We start from the raw sequence: 20,479 nt of genomic DNA on the forward strand, positions 1-20,479 counted from the left end.
CTCTTACTCCCTTATCTGTCCATCACCAGTAACCACATACTTGTAGCTAGTCAACTCTTTCAAGCCCATGGGACCACGCGCGTGCAATTTCTGAGTAGAAATTCCCATCTCACATCCAAGACCAAATTGTCCACCATCGGTAAAACGAGTTGAGGCATTGACATAGACAGCTGCAGAGTCCACTTGATCTGTAAAGTAAGCTGCAGCTTCAGCATTTTCCGTTACAATGGCATCCGAATGATGGGTACTATGGGCTTCAATATGGGCAACCGCTTCTTCTAAACTGCTCACAACCTTAACAGCTAAGACATAGTCTAAAAACTCGGTGTCAAAGTCTTGTGCCTCAGCTGCTTGACCTGAAAGAAACTGACTGGCTTTCTCATCCAAGCGGAATTGAATTGGTTCCAACCCAACTTCTTTACGCTCTGCAACTAGAACTTGCTCCAAGCGAGGAAGGAAGCTTGCTGCCTTGTCTTCATGAACCAGCAGAACCTCCATGGCATTGCAAACAGAGGGACGACTGGTTTTAGCATTGTTGATGATAGACAGCGCCTTGTCTTCGTCTGCATCCTTATCCACATAGACATGGACAATCCCAGTCCCTGTCTCGATAACAGGTACAATCGCATTCTCAACCACTGCATTGATCAAGCCAGCTCCTCCACGAGGAATGAGGAGGTCTAGATAGCCCTTGGCCTTCATCATAGCATAACTACTTTCATGGCTAGTATCTTCCACCAGTTGAATCACATTTGGGTGAATAGTAGTCGTCTCCAAGCCCTTCTTCAAGGCTGTGACAATGGCATGGGTTGTTTGATAGGCATCCTTACCACTACGAAGAACAACCGCATTTCCACTCTTAAGAGTCAAAGCAGCCGCATCAGACGTCACATTTGGACGGCTTTCATAGATAATACCGATGACACCCATAGCTACACGTTTTTTTGTGATAACCAAACCATTTTCAAGCTGACTTGTTTCTAAAACTTCACCGATTGGATCTGGGAAGGCAACCACTTCACGAATTCCTCTTGCCATCGCTTCTATACGATCTGCATCCAAATAAAGACGATCCAACATCACATCTGAGATTTTCCCCTTAGCCGCTGCCATATCGAGGGCATTAGCCGCTAAAATTTCCTCAGTAGCAGCCACTAAGTGATCAGCCATGGCTAGCAAGGCTTGGTTTTTCACTTCTTCACTAGCTGTGTTAATCGATTTTTTAACAGCCTGTACCTGTTCAAATTGTTCTTGTCTACTCACCATAGTTTACCTCTAAAATTCTGTAAAAAGTAGTTGGATTTCAGGAGTAATGGAAATCCAGTCGTCACGGTAAATCAAGACACCCTTGGCTTTTTGAGAACGCAACATATCCTCCAAAGCAGATGCTCCAAATTGCACGCGTCCTTTTCCAAGTGATTTTCCACTTTCCTTATCAAATACTGTCACGATATCACCGTAAGAAAAGGCTCCTTCTGCTTCAACGATACCAGATAAGAGAAGACTCTTTCCATGTTGAGAGAGAGCTTCCGCAGCCCCTTTATCAACCCAAATAGAACCTTGACTCTGAGCATAAAAGGCCAGCCATTGTTTCTGGGTACGAAGCCCCTTCTCTTGCGCAACAAAGTAGGAACCATCCTTGGTCTCCTCAGCCGCTTCAATCATGGCATCTGACTTCAAGGATGAGCAGATATAAACAGGAACACCCGATTCTGTCGCAATAGTTGCAGCTTTGATTTTGGTTAACATGCCCCCAGTTCCGTTTGACGAACCAGCTCCACCGGCCATATCGATAATCTCACGATTGATAGTCTCGATTTGCTCCAAACGTTTGGCTCTTGGATCTGAATTAGGATTTCCTGTATAGAGACCATCTACGTCTGTCAAGAGGATCAAAAGGTCTGCTTGGACCATGGCCGCCACCTGTGCACTCAGAGTATCATTGTCCCCAACCTTGAGCTCATCAATAACAACACTATCATTCTCATTGATGATAGGAATCGCCCCACGGCTAAGTAAAACCGACAAAGCCTGATGGGCATTTTTATAACGACGCTTATCTACAAAGTCATCCTGGGTTAGCAAGATTTGTGCAGAAACGATTTGGCGCAAGAGAAGATTGGTCGTGTATTCTTCCAACAAAAGCCCTTGTCCTACCGCTGCTGAAGCCTGTTTATCAGCAATTTTAGTCGGACGCTTTTTAAATCCTAAGGCTCCAAAACCAGCCGCAATGGCACCTGAAGACACCAAAATCAACTCATGACCAGCCTCGTGCAGCATAGCCAACTGCTGGGTAATAGCCTTTACCTTACTACGTGATAAACTTCCATCCTCATTTGTCAGAGAAGAAGTACCCACCTTAAAGACAATCCGTTTGTATTTCATAGTCTCACTCCGATTATTCATATTTATCCATTATAACATGAATAACAGGAAATAGAAAAGAGTTGATAGGAAAAAGAAGGCCCTAAAACCTTCTTTTCTACTACTGTTCTGATTCCGATTTGTTTACACTCGTTTCAGAGCTTTGTGAAGTTGAGGATGTCAAATCTTGACTAGTTGAAGAATTTGTAACACTTTCATGTTGACTCGTTTCTTTATTTTCAAGATCCTTTTTCACTACTTCTTTGGATTCTTTTATTTCTGAATGACTTGTAGTTTTAATTGTAGCAGATTTCTCGATCGGAACATCCACTAACCAGGCACCACTTGAATCCACAGTATAGCCTTCTGGTGTCTTACCATTCACAAGTAATTGACCATTTTCTTTCAAGAAGTACCATTTATCCTTGTCTTTAATCCAACCTATAGCTCGTGAACCATCTGTCTTGTAGAAATACCAATCATTTGCCTTTTTAAGCCAGCCTTGCTTCATAGCTCCTGATTCTTCTAGATAGTAATGATGTCCAGCAACTTCTATCTCACCTGTCTTCATGATACCAGTAGAATCCATATAGTACCAGGCTTCTTTATCTTTTACCCAGCCCGTTTTCATTTCCCCTGATGGAGCAAAGTAATACCATTGCCCCTTATATTGAAGCCAACCTGTCTTCATAGAGCCATCAACATCCAAATAATACCACTGCTCTTTATCTTGAATCCAACCAATTTCCATCTGGTTTTCTTTGTTAAAATAATACCAGATTCCAGCGATTTTCTTCCAATTTTTAGCAGCAACACCAGAGTTTGTCAAATAGAACCAACGATTGTTCCATTTTTTCCATTGATTCTGTAATAAGATACCCGTTTGGTTAAAGTAATACCATTCACCCTTAATTTCATTCCAACCGACAGCATATTCTCCTGTAGAATCAGGCGCTTGATACCACCAGTTTCCATATGAACTCTTATGCCAACCAGCTTGAAAACTTGGAATAGGCTTGTAGGAAGTTGAAATGTTTACTAAACCGTCTTGTCGAATATCAAAAACTGTTGCATCATAGTCTTTGCTGGCTGCGTTGATTCTCTCAATTCCTCGTTCTTTGAGCCAATTAACATACTCACTATCAACACCATTTTTCCAAGGTAGACTATCCGAAGTTTGAACAATCAAACTCGGACTCAAATTTTTAATAAAATCCTTGGTATTTGATTTGTTGGTATCATGGTGATGATTAAACTTCATCAAATCAACTTTTCCAATGAGAGGTCCATACTTATCTTCCGCTCCATGCACATTATCTAAGTCGCCCCCAAGGTAAATTTTCTTACCATTGACTTTTACTACGCTAATCAAGGAATTGGAATTATCATCCCAAATTTTCTTTAATTCACCTGATGAATCTGTTTCATTTTCATAATTATATAGTTGAATATCCATGTCTCCAAACTGAAAATGAGCATCTCCTTGTGTGATATTTTGAATAACTGAAACACCTTTTTCAGCAGCAGTCTTTAAAACCTTATCATAGCCATACAGATTATCCCAAAGACGTTCAGGCTTAGTAATACGATTATCACTATATTTCTTAAGATAGACTCGGTCAACTGGATAGGTAGACAGTAATTCATCAACATTTCCAATATGGTCACTGTGGGTATGGGTTACCAAAATAAAATCAAGTTTTTGGACACCCAATTCCTTCAAACGACGAAAGACACGGTCTGTTAGAACATGCTTATAAGTTGTATTGATACCCTGTCTCCATGGATAACGAGAATCACTTCCATCTGGGAAATCATAATCTTCTCCTGTATCCACCATGGCAAAATGTCCATTGCTTTCAAGAATAATCGCATCACTGCCACCTTCATGAACATTTATAAAGTGGATTTTATTTCCTGAACTTTCTTGAGCTTGAACATTTCCATACCATGACAAGCCTAAAAAAGCGCCTGCAAGTGCTAAACTAGTTAATTTCTTTTTCATTCTTACTTCCTCAATCTCTCCAATGTTTCCTTAAAAATTGCTGGGATATCTGCTGTAAATTCTAAGGTCTCACCTGTTCTCGGATGAGTAAAACCTAGAGTCTTGGCATGGAGAAATTGGCCATGTCCTTTTAAAGTCTTACGAGGACCATAGACTTCATCACCAGCGACTGGATGGCCAATATAAGCCATGTGAACACGGATTTGATGGGTACGCCCTGTCTCCAGTTGTAACTCCACTAAGCTATAATCGCCAAAGCGTTCCAAGACGTGGAAACGGGTCACTGCAGGCTTCCCTTTAGCCGTCACAGCCTGTTTCTTACGGTCTTTTTCACTACGGCCAATCGGTGCTTCAATGACACCACGATCATTGGGTAGATTTCCATGAACAATCGCCCAATATTTGCGGAGAGACTTTTTATCCTTGAGTTCTTGGGCAAGTGCTAGATGCGCCTCATCGTTTTTAGCAATCATGAGAAGACCTGACGTATCCTTATCAATACGGTGAACGATTCCCGGACGCAAAACCCCATTGATACCAGACAAGTCCTTAATATGATACATAAGGGCATTTACCAGAGTTCCACTAGTATGACCAGCACTCGGATGCACAACCATCCCCTGAGGTTTGTTAACGATGGCCACATCCTCATCTTGGTAGATGATTTCTAGCGGAAGATCCTCAGCCACATACTCTAAGACCTCTGGTTCTGGCACATGGTAAGTGACGACATCGCCCTCTTGGACAGTGTATTTAGCTTTCTTGACTTGACCATTGACCAAGACCTGACCTGATTTGATTTGTTCATTCGCGAGACTGCGTGATAATTCTGTCAAATCCGACAAAGCCTTATCCAAACGCAGGCCACCAGTTTCAATTTTAATTTCCATTTATTTCCTCTTTTAACATTGCAATCAATAAAATAATCACTCCAACAGTCAGATAGCTATCTGCCACATTGAAAATTGCAAAATTGATAAAGTCAAGGTGGATCATATCCACAACAAAGCCCTGACTTACCCTGTCAATAAAGTTCCCAAGACCACCTGCAATAATCAAGGTCAAACCCAAGACCATCCAGAGTGAGTCCTCCATGTGCTTATGTAGATACCAAATGGCACCTACCATAACGACAAGTGTAATGATAGCAAATAACAACTGCTGATCTTGTAACATGGAGAAGGCTGCACCTCTATTTTGCAGGTAGGTCAAGCTAACGAAATTAGGAATCCAAGAGCGTACTTCACCCAGTGGAATCTGCTGGACGATATAGGATTTAACTAACTGATCCAGCGCAATCAAAAGCAATACAATGACTGCCACTATTCCTCTTTTTTTCATGATTTCCTCTTCTGATCAAAATATTCTTGCATGACTTCTACAAAGAGAGTCCCAGCTTGACTAAGCTCCACTTCCTCACGTTTAACATAGACCATGCGATTATCTAAATTATCCTTGAGACGAATGACTGTGATGCCATTGACACTGTCGCTATCTAAAAATCCAGATCCAGTCGCATAGGCATCCGTCCGCTCCAAAATGCCATTCAAAGTAGCACGGTCTGTCACATTGAACATCTGTGAGCTCGCACTGGTATCAACAAAGTTCTCTGAATAATAAAGGTACTCATCTTTCTCTTGAGTGAAACGAACCGTTGGTAGATCTGCTAAATCCTCCATGACCAATTCCTCTTTCTGAGCCAAAGGATGCCCCTCGCGGAGATAAATGTGAGTATGGAAGGGAATCAATTCAATGACTTCAAGGCCTAGCTTTTCAACCCTTTGCATAATACCCTTTTTATTTTGATTGTTGAGGTAGATAATCCCAATCTCACTATGCCCTTGAGCCACTTCGTCTAAGATTTGAACAGTAGTTGATTCAAAAATACGAAAGTTCTTATAATCAGGATAGCGCTCTGAAAAGGCCGTAATGGTTGGTGGCAAGAAGTCATAGTGCTGACTAGCAATGGAAAATTCATCCTTTTCTTCCTCAGGATTGGCATACTGATTTTGAAAAATATCAAATCCTTTAACCAATTCTTGCGCTTTTTCATAGAATTCCATACCACGACGAGTCAAGAAAGTCCCTGAGCTGGTCCGACGGAAAATCTTAAAGCCCAACTCTTTTTCCAAATCACGAACAGAAATAGACAGACTCGGCTGGCTAACATACATCTTTTCAGCAGCTTCACGGAAAGTACCACTATTGGCAATGGCAACAACATAGCGTAATTGTTGAATGTTCATCTTCTACCCCCAACTTCTTTATCTTTTCATTATACCATATTTTAGAAGTTTTCCAAAAAGGAAAAAAGAACATCCTATTCTTCTTAACTATCTTCACTATCTGCCTTTCTCAAGCCAACCTTATTTTCAAAATCAATTCAAAAAATAACTGGATACACACCACTCCAATATCGAAAAGAAAATGCCGGAAAGTTCCGACATTGTTTTAGTAAGCTAACTTCCTGAAAATAGGAGTAACCACACATTCCAGAAGGCAGCGATATTGATGAAAATATGAACTAGTATTGGATAGTAGAGACTTTTTGTCATGCGATACAATAGAGCTAAAATGAGACCTCCACTAGCATAAATGAAAAAAGCAAGAGGAGTTAAAGCAAAATTGACATGAATATAACCGAAAATAATAGCAGAAAGCAAGACATCTCCGTACCAAGGCGAGTTTTTGAAAAAGGTTGTCATAAGCACACCGCGATAAATCAATTCCTCAGCAATAGGGCCGATGAAGCAAGCTATGAGCAAGAAATAGGGTAATTCCTGTCTCCCCATCATTTCTATCGTTTCATTCAAAGAGATTTGATTTGAAGTCGAGGGTATGAAATAAGACAAGAAGAAGTCCGACATATACGACATGATGTAGGCCAGTAAAAGGTAGATAAAGTACCTCAGCTGCCACTTGAAATGAAAAGTCTTCTTTCCTGCAAAAACTAGTAGATAGATGACTGCTGACAAAAGAACACCACTTTCCAGCAAAAGTAGAATCTGAAAAAACTCACGACTTGCTGGTAGATAAGGCTTTGCGAGATGATTGAAAAGCCTCCAAAACCAAGTTGAGTTGTAAAAAATTAAGGACAATGCTAGTAAAATCTGAATAATCCGTTTTTTCATATTAAATCCTCTGTTTTCCTTGACTAGACTATTGAATATAATGGTTTGCTTAACTGTATAACAAGTTTAGTATAGCATATCTTTGCAAAATATCCTCTCCAAATCATGAATTGTTATCAAAACATCCTAAACTGTAAAATCAATTAGCCCCAAGCTTCCTATCAATTTCTTCTCCAAAATATGCTATAATAATACCAAAAGATAAAGAAGGAAGTCTTATGATTAAACTACTAGCCTTGGATATGGACGGAACCCTCCTCAATGAAGCCAAGGAAATCCCACAAGCTCACATTACTGCTATTCACAAAGCCATTGAAAAAGGTGTCAAACTGGTTCTCTGTACGGGTCGCCCGCTTTTCGGTGTCCTCCCCTACTATCAAAAATTAGGACTCGACCTCCAGAATGAGTATGTCATTGTTAACAACGGTTGTTCAACTCACCAGACTAGTGACTGGGGGCTAGTTGACTGGCAGGAACTCAGTCCATCTGACATTGAATACCTCTATGACTTAGCTGAAAAAAGTGATGTTCAGTTGACTCTTTTTGATGAGGAGCATTATTTTGTCCTCGGTGGCAAACCTAATGAAATCATTCAAAATGATGCCAAACTAGTCTTTTCAGACCTGACTGAAATTTCTCTTGAGGAAGCGACTAGTGGCAAGTTTCGTATGTTCCAAGGTATGTTTTTAGGAACAGAGAGCCAAACAGACGATTTTGAGCAACGTTTTGCTGAGGAACTCTGCCAACGATTTAGTGGAGTTCGTTCGCAGCCTGTCATTTATGAAGCTATGCCACTTGGTACGACAAAGGCTACTGCTCTTTCTCGACTAGCAGATATTTTGAAGATTGATTCCTCAGAGATTATGGCCATGGGCGATGCCAATAACGACATTGAAATGCTCCAGTTTGCCGGCCTCGGTATTGCTATGGGAAATGCAAGCGATTATGTCAAATCTCTTGCGGATGCCGTTACAGCAAGCAACGAAGAAGACGGTGTTGCGCGTACCATTGAGAAATATATTCTATAAATCTCGTAGCGGAGCAAATGTCTCTGATCAAACTGGACACTACGAATCCTTAATCAATCCAGAATTGACCTATATGGGTTTGGCAGCCTTTGAAAACCCTGTTACTCAAAATGGATGGATTACCGTTGCACAAAGTTTCGGAACATCATCTGGTGGCTCTGAAGAATTAGCTGGTGGTTATGGAAAAGCCATTCAATACATAGAAGCCTACTCTTCTCAGATTCAAACATTTGCGACTAAGGCGAATCTTTTTGACAAAAATTTGAAGGCTATCGGAACTCATAAAATCAAAAATGAAAATAAGAGTACAACGAATAATTCCTACAATTTCTTTAACCAAATGCAAGAAGTAGGTAAAAGTATGGGTTTTTGGCGACAAGCTGGCTCGCGTTGGTAGTTTATGCAACTTGATGGGATTTTACCCTTACAATCAGTGGGCAAAATTAGATAATATCTGGTATCGCTTCGATAGTTCAGTCTGGATGCAAGCAGGTTGGTTGAAAGACGGTGAGACTTGGTACTATCTCGACGGTTCAGGTGCTATGAAAACAGGCTGGATGAAGGTATCTGGCAAATGGTACTATGCTTATAGCTCTGGTGCTCTAGCAATCAATACGACTACACCAGACGGTTACCGTGTTAATTACAATGGGGAATGGGTAGGATGGTTTAACTACAACAAAAATACTCTATACTATCTCACAGTGAGTAGTCTTCACTTTCAAATAGTATAGAGATTTTTATTTACCTAGTATAGCTCTTATCTTAGGTGTTTATAACAAACTGAAACAAGAGTGGGACAAAAGAGCCTCGTAAAAGGTATTGCAACTTGGTAATACCTTTTTGAGGTGCTTTTTGATATGAGCACATGTCTTCTCAATAGGATTGTACTCAGGTGAGTAGGGAGGAAGGGGTAAAAGTTTATGCCCAAACTCTTCACACAAGAATTCTATCCTAGCTATTCTATTGGAATCTTGCATTATCCATAATAATAACTGAGGGTGTGGTTAATGTTGGTAAGAGAAATTTCTGAAACCATGCTTCAAAAAAGTCGCTCGTCATCGTCTCTTCGTAGGTCATTGGAGCGATTAAGTCACCATTTGTTAGACCTGCAACCAAAGAAATCCCCTGATATCTTCTTCCAGAGACTTTACCTCCTATTAACTGACCCTTTGATGAGCGACCATATTCTCGATAAAAGTAAGTATCGAATCCTGTTTCATCAATATAAACAGGTGCTAAGTGCTTTAAACTATTAAAATTCTTAAGAAATAAGGCTACTTTTTCTGGGTCTTGTTCATAGATAGTATAGTACTTTATGGTTACCGAACAAGTCTAATGAAAAAATTCTGATGATAGTTCTAAATCTCAATAACCGCTTGGGTTCCATGATCCAACTCCAGCAAGACATCTATACTTGTATAGAAAATCCTGCCCTGAATAAGGAGATGTAAATATTTCTTTCCTCCAAAATGGTCATAGTTTTGCTGGCAAATCTAACATATCATGGATAAATTAACAAGTGATTTCTGAATTGCTAAACATTTTCTTTTCTTATAGCATATTTTCAGATTTTCTCTTTGAGAAAGATATTTACAAGAAAAAGGTTCGTTTTTTGTCTATTTTCAAAAAGTCTTAAAACTAAATTGAAAGAATTTTTAGAAAATTTTTGTTTTTCTCTTTACAGTTTAAAAAAATTCTGCTATAATAGCTCATGTAATAAAATATGATAACAAAAGGAGAACGATATGACATCTGCTAAAGAATATATCCAAAGCGTGTTTGAAACTGTAAAAGCTCGTAATGGGCACGAGGCTGAATTCCTCCAAGCTGTTGAAGAATTTTTCAACACTTTGGAACCTGTATTTGAAAAACACCCTGAGTATATCGAAGAAAATATCTTGGCACGTATTACTGAGCCTGAGCGCGTAATTTCTTTCCGTGTTCCTTGGGTTGACCGTGATGGAAAAATTCAAGTAAACCGTGGTTACCGTGTTCAATTCAACTCAGCTGTTGGACCATACAAAGGAGGACTTCGTTTCCACCCAACTGTAAACCAAGGGATTTTGAAATTCCTCGGATTTGAACAAATCTTCAAAAACGTCTTGACTGGACTTCCAATCGGTGGAGGTAAAGGTGGATCAGACTTCGATCCTAAAGGTAAAACAGATGCTGAAGTGATGCGCTTCTGCCAAAGCTTCATGACTGAGTTGCAAAAACACATCGGACCATCACTTGACGTACCTGCTGGTGATATCGGCGTAGGTGGACGTGAAATTGGTTACCTTTATGGTCAATACAAGCGTCTTAACCAATTTGATGCTGGTGTCTTGACTGGTAAGCCTCTTGAATTTGGTGGTAGCTTGATTCGTCCAGAAGCAACTGGTTACGGTTTGGTTTACTATACTGAAGAAATGCTGAAAGCTAACGGTAATAGCTTTGCTGGTAAGAAAGTGGTTATTTCAGGTTCTGGGAACGTTGCTCAATACGCTCTTCAAAAAGCGACTGAACTTGGCGCTACTGTCATCTCTGTATCTGACTCAAACGGTTATGTCATCGATGAAAATGGTATCGACTTCGATCTTTTGGTTGATGTTAAAGAGAAACGTCGTGCTCGTTTGACTGAGTATGCAGCTGAGAAAGCAACTGCAACATATCACGAAGGTTCTGTATGGACTTACGCTGGAAACTATGATATTGCGCTTCCATGTGCTACTCAAAACGAAATCAACGGTGAAGCAGCTAAACGTTTGGTTGCTCAAGGCGTTATCTGTGTATCTGAAGGTGCCAACATGCCGAGCGACCTTGATGCCATCAAAATCTACAAAGAAAATGGTATCTTCTACGGACCTGCCAAAGCTGCCAACGCTGGTGGTGTAGCCGTTTCAGCCCTTGAAATGAGCCAAAACAGTCTTCGCCTCTCATGGACTCGTGAGGAAGTTGATGGACGTCTCAAAGACATCATGACAAACATCTTCAACACAGCTAAAACAACTTCAGAAACATATGGTCTTGATAAAGACTATCTTGCAGGAGCAAACATTGCTGCATTTGAAAATGTAGCAAACGCTATGATTGCCCAAGGTATTGTTTAAGATTCATTTGCTTAATCCTCAATCGCTTCGATTGGGGATTTTTATCTTGAGTTAAACGGTTGGGAAATTCTAATTTAATTAAATTAAATGAAATAAAAACCGAACAAATTGATTGCGGAATTCAAACCAATTTCTAACAATGTTTTATAAAACTCAGTGGACTATTCTAAATTCAATCTATTTTATACTTTTCGAAAATCTCTTCAAACCACGTCAGCGTCGCCTTACCGTAGATATGTTACTGACTTCGTCAGTTCTATCTGCAACCTCAAAACAGTGTTTTGAGCAGCCTGCGGCTAGTTTCCTAGTTTGCTCTTTGATTTTCATTGAGTATTACTTACTCGCCAACTTCTTAAACAAAAAGAAAAACCACTACTCCTAAGAATAGCGATTTAATCATGTTTTTAAGCTACTAATGTAGTCGCTCTATTATTTAAGAGTAACTGAAGCTCCAGCTTCTTCCAATTTAGCTTTGATTTCTTCAGCTTCTGCAGTTGCAACGCCTTCTTTAACAAGTGCTGGTGCACCGTCAACAAGTTCTTTAGCTTCTTTAAGACCAAGACCTGTGATTTCACGTACAACTTTGATAACGCCAACTTTTTTGTCGCCTGCAGATGTCAATTCAACGTCGAATGAATCTTTAGCAGCACCAGCGTCAGCAGCACCAGCTGCAGCAACAGCTACAGGAGCAGCTGCAGTTACACCAAATTCTTCTTCGATAGCTTTTACAAGGTCGTTCAATTCAAGGATTGAAGCTTCTTTAATTTCAGCAATAATGTTTTCAATGTTCAATGCCATTGTTATTTCCTCCAAATATGTTTTAAATTTATAATAGATTTTCGTAGCTAGGCTACGCTACGTAGCTTAAGATTAAGCTGCGTCTTCTTTGCTTTCTGCAACCGCTTTGACTGCAAGAGCAACGTTGCGCACTGGCGCTTGAAGTACAGAAAGGAGCATAGAAAGAAGTCCTTCGCGGTTTGGAAGAGTTGCAAGTGCAAGAATCTCTTCTTTAGATGCGACAGCGCCTTCGATTGCACCACCTTTGATTTCAAGTGCTTCAGCGTTTTTAGAAAAGTCGTTCAAGATTTTCGCTGGTGCAATAACATCTTCGTTAGAAAATGCTACTGCAGATGGTCCAACGAATACTGATGCAAGATCTTCAAGACCAGCTTTTTCAGCTGCACGACGCAAGATTGAGTTTTTAATGACTTTATACTCAACTTCGCTTCCACGAAGCTCACGACGAAGAACTGTATCTTGCTCAACTGTCAAACCACGAGCGTCTACAACGACGATAGATGCAGCAGCTTTCATTTTTTCAGCTACTACGTCAACTAGTTCCGCTTTTTTAGCAATAATTGCTTCACTCATTAGTGTGTTCACCTCCGTAATTATTTTGCTTGGGGAATTTTTCCAAAAGAAAAACGCGCCCAAACCTAGACACGAAAGTACAATACGCTTCTTTTTACATGATACGTTTTGTCCTCGGTAGGATATTTATGAGTCGAGCTCCCCTACTGTCTTAGGCAGTTTTTTCAAACCGTATATAAGTATAGCATAGTCAAAAAAAGAATGCAAGATTTTTACAAACTTTTTTTAAAATTTTTCGTGATTTTTCTTCTAAAGTTCTACTGTCAGAACTTGACCTTGCTTAACAACCTGTTCTCCAGCAATATAGACATCATCAACATCACTGGATTTGACAGCATAAACTAGGTGAGAGAGCATATTTTCTTGAGGTTGGAGATGGATTTTGCCTTGTGGTTGAATAACGAGAAAATCTGCCTGCTTGCCGACTTCTAGACTTCCTATCTGATTTTCCATTCCTAGAACCTTAGCCCCTTCGATTGTCAGTGCCTTGAGAGCTGTTTCGATAGGAAATTGGCTGGCATCTCCACTTTTCATCTTCTGAAGAAGGGCTGCAGTCCGTCCCTCCTCAAACATATCAAGATTGTTATTGGAAGCGACCGAGTCAGTCGCAATTCCGACTGCTACTCCTGCTTTTTGGAGCTGGATAATTGGAGCAATTCCTGATGCCAGTTTGAGATTACTGATAGGATTGTGAGCAATAGCCACTTGAGAAGTTGCCAAGCGTTCAATTTCTCGCTCGTTTAATTCGACCCCATGAGCAAAGACAGACGGATGATCTAAGTAACCCAGTTCTTCTAGAAAGGCGAGGGGGCGTTTGCCGTATCGTTTCAGGATAATGCCTGATTCTTCCTTGGTCTCCGCCACATGGATATGGATTGGAATAGCAAGCTCTTTTGCCATTTCCAAACTCGCTTCCAGCAAGTCTCTACTGCAGCTATAGGGAGAATGAGGTGCTACCATAACCTTGAAATTTGGATTTTTATATTTTAAGATTTCGTCTATGATGGATCGAGTTCTGCTTATAGTCTCAGCAGTTGTTTCTGTCTCTGAAGAAAAAAGAGTCGGAGAAAAATAACAACGCATCTTGGAATCTTTCACTGCCTGATAAATCTGCTCAATATTCACACCATTGGGATTATACATATCATTAAAGGTTGTTGTTCCTGACTGGAGTATCTCTGTCAGAGCTTCTTTGACCGCCTTAGTAGTCATGTCGGGAGTAAACTCAGCTTCTGCTGGCCAGATATAGTCATTGAGCCATTCATGGAGATTGCTATCATCCCGAATTCCTCTCAAACCTGTCATAGCAGAATGGGTGTGGCAATTGACCAACCCAGGCATAATCCAAGCTCCCTGATAGTCTATAATCTGCTCAGCTTGCTCTAAAAACGCTGGCTTATCTTGACCGACATAGACGATTTGAGAATCCTTGACTGCTAAGATTCCATCAAGATAAACATGGAAATCTTGATCACAAGTCACGATATTTACATTCTGAAAGACTTTCATTATAGGCTCCTTTTCTAAAAGACAAGTTATACTCTCTTCAAACTACTTCAGATTCACTTTGCCGTAGGTGTGGTTACTGACTTCGTCAGTTCTATCTGCAACCTCAAAACAGTGTTTTGAGCTGACTTCGTCAGTTCTATCTGCAACCTCAAAACAGTGTTTTGAGCTGACTTCGTCAGTTCTATCTGCAACCTCAAAACAGTGTTTTGAGCTTATCTACAACCTTAAAGCAGTGCTTTTAGTAACCTGCGGCTAGCTTCCTAGTTTGCTCTTTGATTTTCATTGAGTATTACAGTGAACAATTTTTCTAGCTATTGTAACAAAAAAGTCACCCGAAGGCAACTTTTTTCGTCCATAAACTTTCAAAAGAGAATGGCTTATTCAGAGCTAAAAGCTGCTGCTTGCTGCATTTGGTAATACTTACCCTTTCTAGCCATGAGATCCTGATGATTGCCATGCTCCACGATGTCGCCATCTACCAAGACAAGAATCAAATCCGCATCCTGAATGGTTGACAAACGGTGGGCGATGATAAAGCTTGTGCGCCCCTTCATGAGTTTTGCAAAGGCATCCTGTACTAGCACTTCTGTCCGTGTATCGATGGAGGAAGTTGCCTCGTCTAAGATAAGAATCTTTGGAATAGCCAAAAAGACTCGCGCTATAGTCAAGAGCTGGGTCTGACCGACAGAGAGAGATTCTCCTGCATTTTCTAACTTGGTATCGTATCCCTGTGGCAACTGTTGGATGAAAAAATCTGCATTGGCTGCTTTGGCAGCAGCAATCACCTGCTCCCGACTGGCTTCAGGATTTCCAAAAGCAATATTGTCATGAATGGTTCCTTGCTTGAGCCAGGTTTCTTGGAGCACCATGCCAAACTGCTGTCTCAATGATACTAGGGTATAATCATAAATGGATTGCCCATCCAGCAAGATATCTCCTGAGTTAATAGGATAGAAACGCATAAGAAGATTGATAAGGGTTGATTTTCCTGCACCTGTCGGACCAACGATGGCTACCTTGCTACCAGCTGGAATATCAATAGATAAATCCTTAATCAAAATCTTTTCAGGATGGTAACCAAAAGAGACATGTTTAAAGGAAATAGCTCCCTTAACTTGGTCACTGGTCAAGACTTCCTTGCCTGTTTCAGCAACCTCAGGACTTTCTAAGACAGCATAGACGCGCTCTGCGCAAGCCAGAGCACTTTGCAACTCAGCTAGCACTGAAGAAATATCGTTAAAGGGCTTGGTATACTGTTGGACATAGTTCAAAAAAGTCACTAAACGCCCAATGGTCAAGGTTGACCCCATCATGATACGATAAGCTCCTACTCCAGCTAGAATCGCATAAATGAGCGCATTGACAAAGCGAGTCGAAGGATTGACCGTTGAAGAATAAAAGATGGCCGACTGCGAATAGCCTGCGTAGTTGTCATTAGCCTCACACAGTCTTTTGATAAACTCTACCTGAGCATTAAAAGATTGAATAATAGTCTGCTGGCTAAGCGATTCTTCAATCAACTGAGTCTGAATTCCCCTTGTCTCTGTTTGCTTCTGGAAGAGATGATAGGAGCGTTTGGCAATAAAGCGTGAAACCACCATGGAAAGTGGCGTCAACAGCAAGACTAAGAGAGTCATGAGGAGGTGAATTTGCAGCATGGCTAGAATGCTAACCAAAATCATCAAGACACCAATGAAAAATTGGTTAAAAATCATGGTCAAGCCAGCTGCTAACTGTTCGATGTCCGTGGTTACCCGACTGACCATCTCTCCACTTCCTTGCCGCTCCACAAAAGCAATCGGTAAACGATGGAGCTTATAGATGATTCGCTCTCGCAAGTCTCTGGTATAAGAGAAGATTAGGCGATTATAAAGAAGAGGATTGGCCCATTGTACCAGAGTATTTCCTATAACTACCAAGATCATCTGGAGAAAAATCTGCCAAAAAACTGGTGAAGAACCAGCCACTAGGACTTGGTCGATGACCTGCCCAATCAAGATAGGTAGGTAGATTGATAAGCCAACCTGGGTAATAGTTCCTAGAAAGGCTAGGAAAAGGAGGAAGGGATTGCTTGCTAAATCTTTTGCCAAGCGTGTGAGCGTCTGGTTTGCAGTTTGTCGTCTCATGCTAGTCCTCCTTTCCATGTTGGGATGCATTGATTTCGCGATAAACTTGACTAGATTTCATCAAGTCCTCGTGCTTGCCGATAGCTAGGAGCTCTCCTTTTTCTAAGAGGAGAATCTGGTCAGCCATCTGTAAAGTCGAGGTTCGTTGAGAGATCAAGATTAAGCTCGTATTTAGCAAATTTTCTCGGATAGCTTTCAAGAGCTTAGACTCGGTAATGGTGTCGAGGGCCGAGGTCGCATCATCTAGGATGAGAAATGGAGCTTGGCGCAAGACTGCGCGAGCAATAGACAGCCTTTGTTTTTGTCCACCTGAGAAATTTCGACCTCCTGCCTCAACAGTGGCATCCAAGAGCCCTTCCTTTTCACTAACAAAATCCTTAGCTTGCGCAATCTCCAAGGCCTGCCAGAGTTCCTGGTCAGATACTTCTTGATGTAAACCTAGAGTCAAGTTAGAACGAATGGTTCCCTTAAAGAGTTCGACTTTTTGGGGCACATAGGCAATCCAAGACCGCCACTGCTCCAAATTAAGAGGACTACGTCCATTTCGATAAAGGTCTATACTCCCCTTGTCTGCTGGATAAAGTCCAAGTAAGACTTGCACCAAGCTTGATTTACCAGAACCAGTTCCTCCGATGATACCAAGGATTTGCCCTTGCTTCATATTAAAGGAAATGTCTCTCAGAGAAGGCTGGGCCGCATCAGGATAGGTAAAGGTCAGTTCTTGAACTTGTAAAACCTGATCACTGCTAGCTTGCTTTTGTTCTAATTCTGAATGAATATCTTCTGGAGCCTCAGCAAAAACTTCCTCGATTCGCTTAGCTGAGATGTAGGACTGGTTGAGGGAATTGATCAGCATGGCTAGCTTGACCAATTCCACCAAAATCTGTAAGAGGTAATTGATAAGAGCAATAAGAGCACCTTGACTGAGCACTCCTCCTTGAATTGAAATATAGCCTTGCCAGATAATAACGAGAAGAGTTCCATTGACAATCAGATAGGTCAGAGGTGTTAATAAACTAGACCAGAAACCTGTCTTTTCTTGTAATCTAGCATAAACTTGGTTAAGGGTTTGAAAAATCTGTAACTCTCGTTTTTCTTGACCAAAAGCACGAATAACCCGCATCCCTTGCAATTGCTGGCGCGTTTCCTGAACCAGTTGGTCCGTTTTCTTTCTGAGACTACTGTAGAGAGGATTGACCAATCGAGATAACCCTACAATGACAATGGTCAAAATGGCAACCATGACTAAGAACCAGAAAGTCAACTCAGCTGAGATTCGATAAGCCATAAAAATGGCACCAAAAACGATAATGGGCGCTCGCAAAAAGAGACGCAGGAATTGATTGATACCAGTCTGAATCTGGTAGGTATCCGAAGTCAAGCGAGTGACCAAACTAGAAGTTGTCAGACGGTCTCTGCTGTCCTTGGACAAGGAAAGAATATGACGATAAAGATCGTTTGTCAATTCCTTAGCAAAGCCTACTGCTGCCTTTGCTGAGTAAAATTGAGCTATCAAGGCCACTAAAACGCCAATTACTGCAAAGATAAGGAGCAGGCCAATCTGCATCCAGAGATGACCTTGATCTCCCTGAGGTAAAGATTGGTCAACAATCCCAGCAATCACCATGGGAACCAAGAGCTCAAAAACAGCTTCTAACAGCTTGAACAAGGGGGCTAAAATTGATTCCTTGATGTAGGGTTTGAAGTAAGATAATAGGTGTTTCATAAATCCCTTCTATTCATATTCTAGAAATGAAGAAAGTGGGAAGCCCCACTCTCTGTTTTATTTGTTTAAGTAAGGCAATAGATAGCCATATCCTGCTTTTTCCATCTCATCCTTGGCCACAAAGCGTAAAGAAGCAGAATTGATACAGTAACGGAGGCCGCCTAACTCCCGCGGTCCATCTGTGAAAACATGACCCAAGTGAGCGCTGCCTGAACGAGAACGAACTTCAATTCGCTCCATTCCATGGCTCAGATCCTTGTAATAATGAATCAACTCTTTGGAAATCGGACGGCTAAAACTTGGCCAACCACAACCTGAAGCAAACTTATCCTTGGCAAAAAAGAGTGGCTCACCCGTCGTAATATCTACATAAATCCCCTCTTCAAAGGTTTGGTCATAGGCATTGGTAAATGGAGCCTCTGTAGCAGCTTCTTGTGTGACACGATAAGACTCTTCAGATAGACTGGCCTTTAACACTTCTTGGCTAGGCTTTTCATAGTTTGCTGCATCAATCAATGGCTTATCAGCATCGGTCACATCGATATGACAGTAACCTGAAGGATTCTTCCTGAGATAATCTTGGTGGTAGTCTTCAGCCAGAATGTAGTGGCGTAATTGCTCCACTTCTACTGCAATCTTTCGACCCAGCATGCGTTCCTGCTCCTGTACCACTGTGTAGATAGCTGGCAAATCTGCTTCATCCTGATAATAAATCCCAGTTCGATATTGGCGACCACGGTCATTCCCTTGTTGATTGATAGATAGAGGATCGATAACTCGGAAATAATAAAGTAAAATCTCTCTGAGTGACACTTCCTTCTCATCGTAAATCACTTGGACCGTTTCTGCATGGTCTGTTTCCTTGATCAACTGGTAATTGGTCGTTTCGACTTGACCATTAGCGTAGCCAACACTGGTTTCTAGCACTCCAGAAATGCGTGAAAAATATTCCTCTAGGCCCCAAAAACAACCACCTGCTAGATAAATTTCTGCCATCTTTATTTCTCCTTTATCACGTTTTTAACTAATACTCTTCGAAAATCTCTTCAAACCACGTCAGCTCACATCTGCAACCTCAAAACAGTATTTTGAGCTAACTTCGTCAGTTCTATCCACAACCTCAAAACACTGTTTTGAGCAGCCTGCGGCTAGCTTCCTAGTTTGCTCTTTGATTTTCATTGAGTATAAACTTCTTTTCACAAAAAGGATATGAAACCCTCTGGTCAAGAGTTTCCCCATCCTATCTTCTATTCTTTATTTTGCTTCTACACGGACACCTTGGGTATCAACTCTCAAGTCATGCAGTTTTCCTTTGAAAGGTTGCTTTTCCAATTCTGCCTTAATCCTTGGCATCTTGTCATGAGAAGCCAGAACCATAACTGTCGGCCCAGCACCAGAAAGGTAGGTTGCATAGGCCCCATTTTCTTTGGTCACTTGCTTAATCATCGCAAATTCTCTTACCAAGTCCTGACGATAGCGCTCATGGAAGAGGTCTCCCTCGATTGCTTGCCCAGCGGTCACCATGTCTCCTGCCAACAAGGCAGCAACCGCTACATTGGCGATAGAACTTGCAGCAACAGCTTCCTTATAAGACAATTTTTTAGGCAAGACACTACGGCTGTCGCGAGTACGTAATTCATAGTTTGGAATGTAAGCTAGAAAATCACACTCTGGAAAGTCTGCTACGATAGCAGAGACTTGCCCTTCAACAGAACTTGCAATAACGAGATTACCATAAATGGCTGGAGCCACATTATCAGGGTGTCCTTCAATCTTGGTCGCTAACTGCAATTTTTCATGATCAGACAAGTCGAGTTTCCCCAATTGGTTGGCTAGTTCAATCCCAGCCACAATAACTGAGCTGGAAGAACCCAAACCACGCGCCAAGGGAACATCACTGGTCATTTTCAAGCGTCTAGGTTTCAAATCTGGTACAATTTGCAAAGCGATTTTGAGCAAGAGATTACGCTCATCATGTGGAATCCATTTGCCAATCTGGTGTTCAATCAACCACTCATCTCCTTCTTCGCAGACCTCAATTTGAAGATACTTGGTTACAGCTACACCGACCGAGTCAAAACCTGGCCCGATATTGGCACTGGTTGCAGGTACAATAATCTTCAT

General features: G+C 41.2%; 17 protein-coding genes, 3 pseudogenes and 1 other annotated feature. Of the genes and pseudogenes, 4 read left to right on the forward strand and 16 right to left on the reverse strand.

Going from position 1 to position 20,479, the window contains the following annotated elements:
* Positions 1-3: 3 nt before the first annotated feature.
* From SPPN_RS06510 to SPPN_RS06535, 6 genes are all read right to left on the reverse strand, one after another.
* Entirely contained in the window at positions 4-1,266 is a 1,263-nt protein-coding gene (locus SPPN_RS06510) for a glutamate-5-semialdehyde dehydrogenase (RefSeq protein ID WP_000254672.1), read from the reverse strand.
* Positions 1,267-1,275: 9 nt separating this feature from the next.
* A complete protein-coding gene (gene proB, locus SPPN_RS06515; protein ID WP_000875713.1) occupies positions 1,276-2,385 on the reverse strand; it encodes a glutamate 5-kinase in 1,110 nt (369 codons plus the stop codon).
* 100 nt (positions 2,386-2,485) lie between these two features.
* Positions 2,486-4,369, reverse strand: a complete 1,884-nt coding sequence (cbpE, locus tag SPPN_RS06520) for a phosphorylcholine esterase CbpE (RefSeq protein ID WP_000728244.1) — start codon at positions 4,367-4,369, stop codon at positions 2,486-2,488.
* A gap of 2 nt (positions 4,370-4,371) precedes the next feature.
* A complete protein-coding gene (locus SPPN_RS06525) occupies positions 4,372-5,259 on the reverse strand; it encodes an RluA family pseudouridine synthase (RefSeq protein ID WP_000403211.1) in 888 nt (295 codons plus the stop codon).
* On the reverse strand, positions 5,249-5,710 hold the full coding sequence (gene lspA / locus SPPN_RS06530; RefSeq protein ID WP_000745673.1) for a signal peptidase II: 462 nt from the start codon (positions 5,708-5,710) through the stop codon (positions 5,249-5,251). The genes SPPN_RS06525 and lspA overlap by 11 nt, the downstream gene beginning before the upstream one ends.
* Positions 5,707-6,615, reverse strand: coding sequence for a LysR family transcriptional regulator (locus SPPN_RS06535; protein WP_001025693.1), 909 nt, complete (start codon positions 6,613-6,615; stop codon positions 5,707-5,709). The genes lspA and SPPN_RS06535 overlap by 4 nt, the downstream gene beginning before the upstream one ends.
* Between SPPN_RS06535 and SPPN_RS06540 the strand changes: the two are divergent.
* A pseudogene (locus SPPN_RS06540) lies at positions 6,608-6,840 on the forward strand (AraC family transcriptional regulator). The gene SPPN_RS06535 and the pseudogene SPPN_RS06540 sit on opposite strands and share 8 nt — an antisense overlap.
* Here the strand turns inward: SPPN_RS06540 and SPPN_RS06545 are convergent.
* Positions 6,829-7,500 carry a CPBP family intramembrane glutamic endopeptidase gene (locus SPPN_RS06545; protein ID WP_000746017.1) on the reverse strand — a complete coding sequence of 224 codons (672 nt, stop codon included), beginning with the start codon at positions 7,498-7,500 and terminating at the stop codon, positions 6,829-6,831. The pseudogene SPPN_RS06540 and the gene SPPN_RS06545 overlap by 12 nt on opposite strands.
* Positions 7,501-7,718: 218 nt before the next feature.
* On the opposite strand from SPPN_RS06545, the gene SPPN_RS06550 reads away from it, so the two are divergent.
* On the forward strand, positions 7,719-8,528 hold the full coding sequence (locus tag SPPN_RS06550; RefSeq protein ID WP_000593579.1) for a Cof-type HAD-IIB family hydrolase: 810 nt from the start codon (positions 7,719-7,721) through the stop codon (positions 8,526-8,528).
* Positions 8,529-8,820: 292 nt separating this feature from the next.
* Positions 8,821-9,190: pseudogene (locus tag SPPN_RS14410) on the forward strand (choline-binding protein C); the annotation flags it as partial.
* A 111-nt stretch (positions 9,191-9,301) separates the two neighbouring features.
* Here the strand turns inward: SPPN_RS14410 and SPPN_RS12125 are convergent.
* Positions 9,302-9,845 (reverse strand): annotated as a pseudogene (locus SPPN_RS12125) (transposase); the annotation flags it as partial.
* A 431-nt stretch (positions 9,846-10,276) separates the two neighbouring features.
* On the opposite strand from SPPN_RS12125, the gene gdhA reads away from it, so the two are divergent.
* Positions 10,277-11,623 (forward strand): NADP-specific glutamate dehydrogenase, encoded by a 1,347-nt coding sequence (gdhA, locus tag SPPN_RS06570; RefSeq protein WP_000199528.1) that lies wholly within the window; start codon positions 10,277-10,279, stop codon positions 11,621-11,623.
* Positions 11,624-12,052: 429 nt separating this feature from the next.
* On the opposite strand, the gene rplL is transcribed toward gdhA, so the two are convergent.
* The 8 genes from rplL to thrB form a co-directional block, all read right to left on the reverse strand.
* Positions 12,053-12,421: a 50S ribosomal protein L7/L12 gene (gene rplL / locus SPPN_RS06575; protein WP_001196965.1), complete on the reverse strand. Its 369-nt coding sequence runs from the start codon at positions 12,419-12,421 to the stop codon at positions 12,053-12,055.
* A 72-nt stretch (positions 12,422-12,493) separates the two neighbouring features.
* On the reverse strand, positions 12,494-12,994 hold the full coding sequence (rplJ, locus tag SPPN_RS06580) for a 50S ribosomal protein L10 (protein ID WP_001287278.1): 501 nt from the start codon (positions 12,992-12,994) through the stop codon (positions 12,494-12,496).
* Between the two features lie 38 nt (positions 12,995-13,032).
* Positions 13,033-13,168 (reverse strand) — a sequence feature (ribosomal protein L10 leader region).
* A 75-nt stretch (positions 13,169-13,243) separates the two neighbouring features.
* Positions 13,244-14,503 (reverse strand): TRZ/ATZ family protein, encoded by a 1,260-nt coding sequence (locus SPPN_RS06585; protein WP_000862496.1) that lies wholly within the window; start codon positions 14,501-14,503, stop codon positions 13,244-13,246.
* Between the two features lie 377 nt (positions 14,504-14,880).
* Positions 14,881-16,629, reverse strand: coding sequence for an ABC transporter ATP-binding protein (locus SPPN_RS06590; RefSeq protein ID WP_001254298.1), 1,749 nt, complete (start codon positions 16,627-16,629; stop codon positions 14,881-14,883).
* 1 nt (position 16,630) lies between these two features.
* The gene (locus SPPN_RS06595) at positions 16,631-18,355 is read right to left on the reverse strand and encodes an ABC transporter ATP-binding protein (protein WP_000681711.1); all 1,725 of its coding nucleotides are present in this window, start codon (positions 18,353-18,355) and stop codon (positions 16,631-16,633) included.
* A 57-nt stretch (positions 18,356-18,412) separates the two neighbouring features.
* Positions 18,413-19,351: a peptide-methionine (R)-S-oxide reductase MsrB gene (msrB, locus tag SPPN_RS06600; RefSeq protein ID WP_000818203.1), complete on the reverse strand. Its 939-nt coding sequence runs from the start codon at positions 19,349-19,351 to the stop codon at positions 18,413-18,415.
* A gap of 60 nt (positions 19,352-19,411) precedes the next feature.
* Positions 19,412-19,534 (reverse strand): hypothetical protein, encoded by a 123-nt coding sequence (locus tag SPPN_RS13210; protein ID WP_014017284.1) that lies wholly within the window; start codon positions 19,532-19,534, stop codon positions 19,412-19,414.
* Between the two features lie 75 nt (positions 19,535-19,609).
* Positions 19,610-20,479: a homoserine kinase gene (gene thrB / locus SPPN_RS06610; RefSeq protein ID WP_000692401.1), complete on the reverse strand. Its 870-nt coding sequence runs from the start codon at positions 20,477-20,479 to the stop codon at positions 19,610-19,612.

Origin of the sequence: Streptococcus pseudopneumoniae IS7493 (genome assembly GCF_000221985.1) — a bacterium.
GTDB classification, from domain to species: domain Bacteria; phylum Bacillota; class Bacilli; order Lactobacillales; family Streptococcaceae; genus Streptococcus; species Streptococcus pseudopneumoniae.

What these genes read in the sequence shown, in the direction of transcription:
- SPPN_RS06510 (WP_000254672.1), bottom strand. Translation starts at nt 1,266, where the DNA reads ATGGTGAGTAGACAAGAACAATTTGAACAGGTACAGGCTGTTAAAAAA.
- proB (WP_000875713.1), bottom strand. Translation starts at nt 2,385, where the DNA reads ATGAAATACAAACGGATTGTCTTTAAGGTGGGTACTTCTTCTCTGACA.
- cbpE (WP_000728244.1), bottom strand. Translation starts at nt 4,369, where the DNA reads ATGAAAAAGAAATTAACTAGTTTAGCACTTGCAGGCGCTTTTTTAGGC.
- SPPN_RS06525 (WP_000403211.1), bottom strand. Translation starts at nt 5,259, where the DNA reads ATGGAAATTAAAATTGAAACTGGTGGCCTGCGTTTGGATAAGGCTTTG.
- lspA (WP_000745673.1), bottom strand. Translation starts at nt 5,710, where the DNA reads ATGAAAAAAAGAGGAATAGTGGCAGTCATTGTATTGCTTTTGATTGCG.
- SPPN_RS06535 (WP_001025693.1), bottom strand. Translation starts at nt 6,615, where the DNA reads ATGAACATTCAACAATTACGCTATGTTGTTGCCATTGCCAATAGTGGT.
- SPPN_RS06545 (WP_000746017.1), bottom strand. Translation starts at nt 7,500, where the DNA reads ATGAAAAAACGGATTATTCAGATTTTACTAGCATTGTCCTTAATTTTT.
- SPPN_RS06550 (WP_000593579.1), top strand. Translation starts at nt 7,719, where the DNA reads ATGATTAAACTACTAGCCTTGGATATGGACGGAACCCTCCTCAATGAA.
- gdhA (WP_000199528.1), top strand. Translation starts at nt 10,277, where the DNA reads ATGACATCTGCTAAAGAATATATCCAAAGCGTGTTTGAAACTGTAAAA.
- rplL (WP_001196965.1), bottom strand. Translation starts at nt 12,421, where the DNA reads ATGGCATTGAACATTGAAAACATTATTGCTGAAATTAAAGAAGCTTCA.
- rplJ (WP_001287278.1), bottom strand. Translation starts at nt 12,994, where the DNA reads ATGAGTGAAGCAATTATTGCTAAAAAAGCGGAACTAGTTGACGTAGTA.
- SPPN_RS06585 (WP_000862496.1), bottom strand. Translation starts at nt 14,503, where the DNA reads ATGAAAGTCTTTCAGAATGTAAATATCGTGACTTGTGATCAAGATTTC.
- SPPN_RS06590 (WP_001254298.1), bottom strand. Translation starts at nt 16,629, where the DNA reads ATGAGACGACAAACTGCAAACCAGACGCTCACACGCTTGGCAAAAGAT.
- SPPN_RS06595 (WP_000681711.1), bottom strand. Translation starts at nt 18,355, where the DNA reads ATGAAACACCTATTATCTTACTTCAAACCCTACATCAAGGAATCAATT.
- msrB (WP_000818203.1), bottom strand. Translation starts at nt 19,351, where the DNA reads ATGGCAGAAATTTATCTAGCAGGTGGTTGTTTTTGGGGCCTAGAGGAA.
- SPPN_RS13210 (WP_014017284.1), bottom strand. Translation starts at nt 19,534, where the DNA reads ATGAAAATCAAAGAGCAAACTAGGAAGCTAGCCGCAGGCTGCTCAAAA.
- thrB (WP_000692401.1), bottom strand. Translation starts at nt 20,479, where the DNA reads ATGAAGATTATTGTACCTGCAACCAGTGCCAATATCGGGCCAGGTTTT.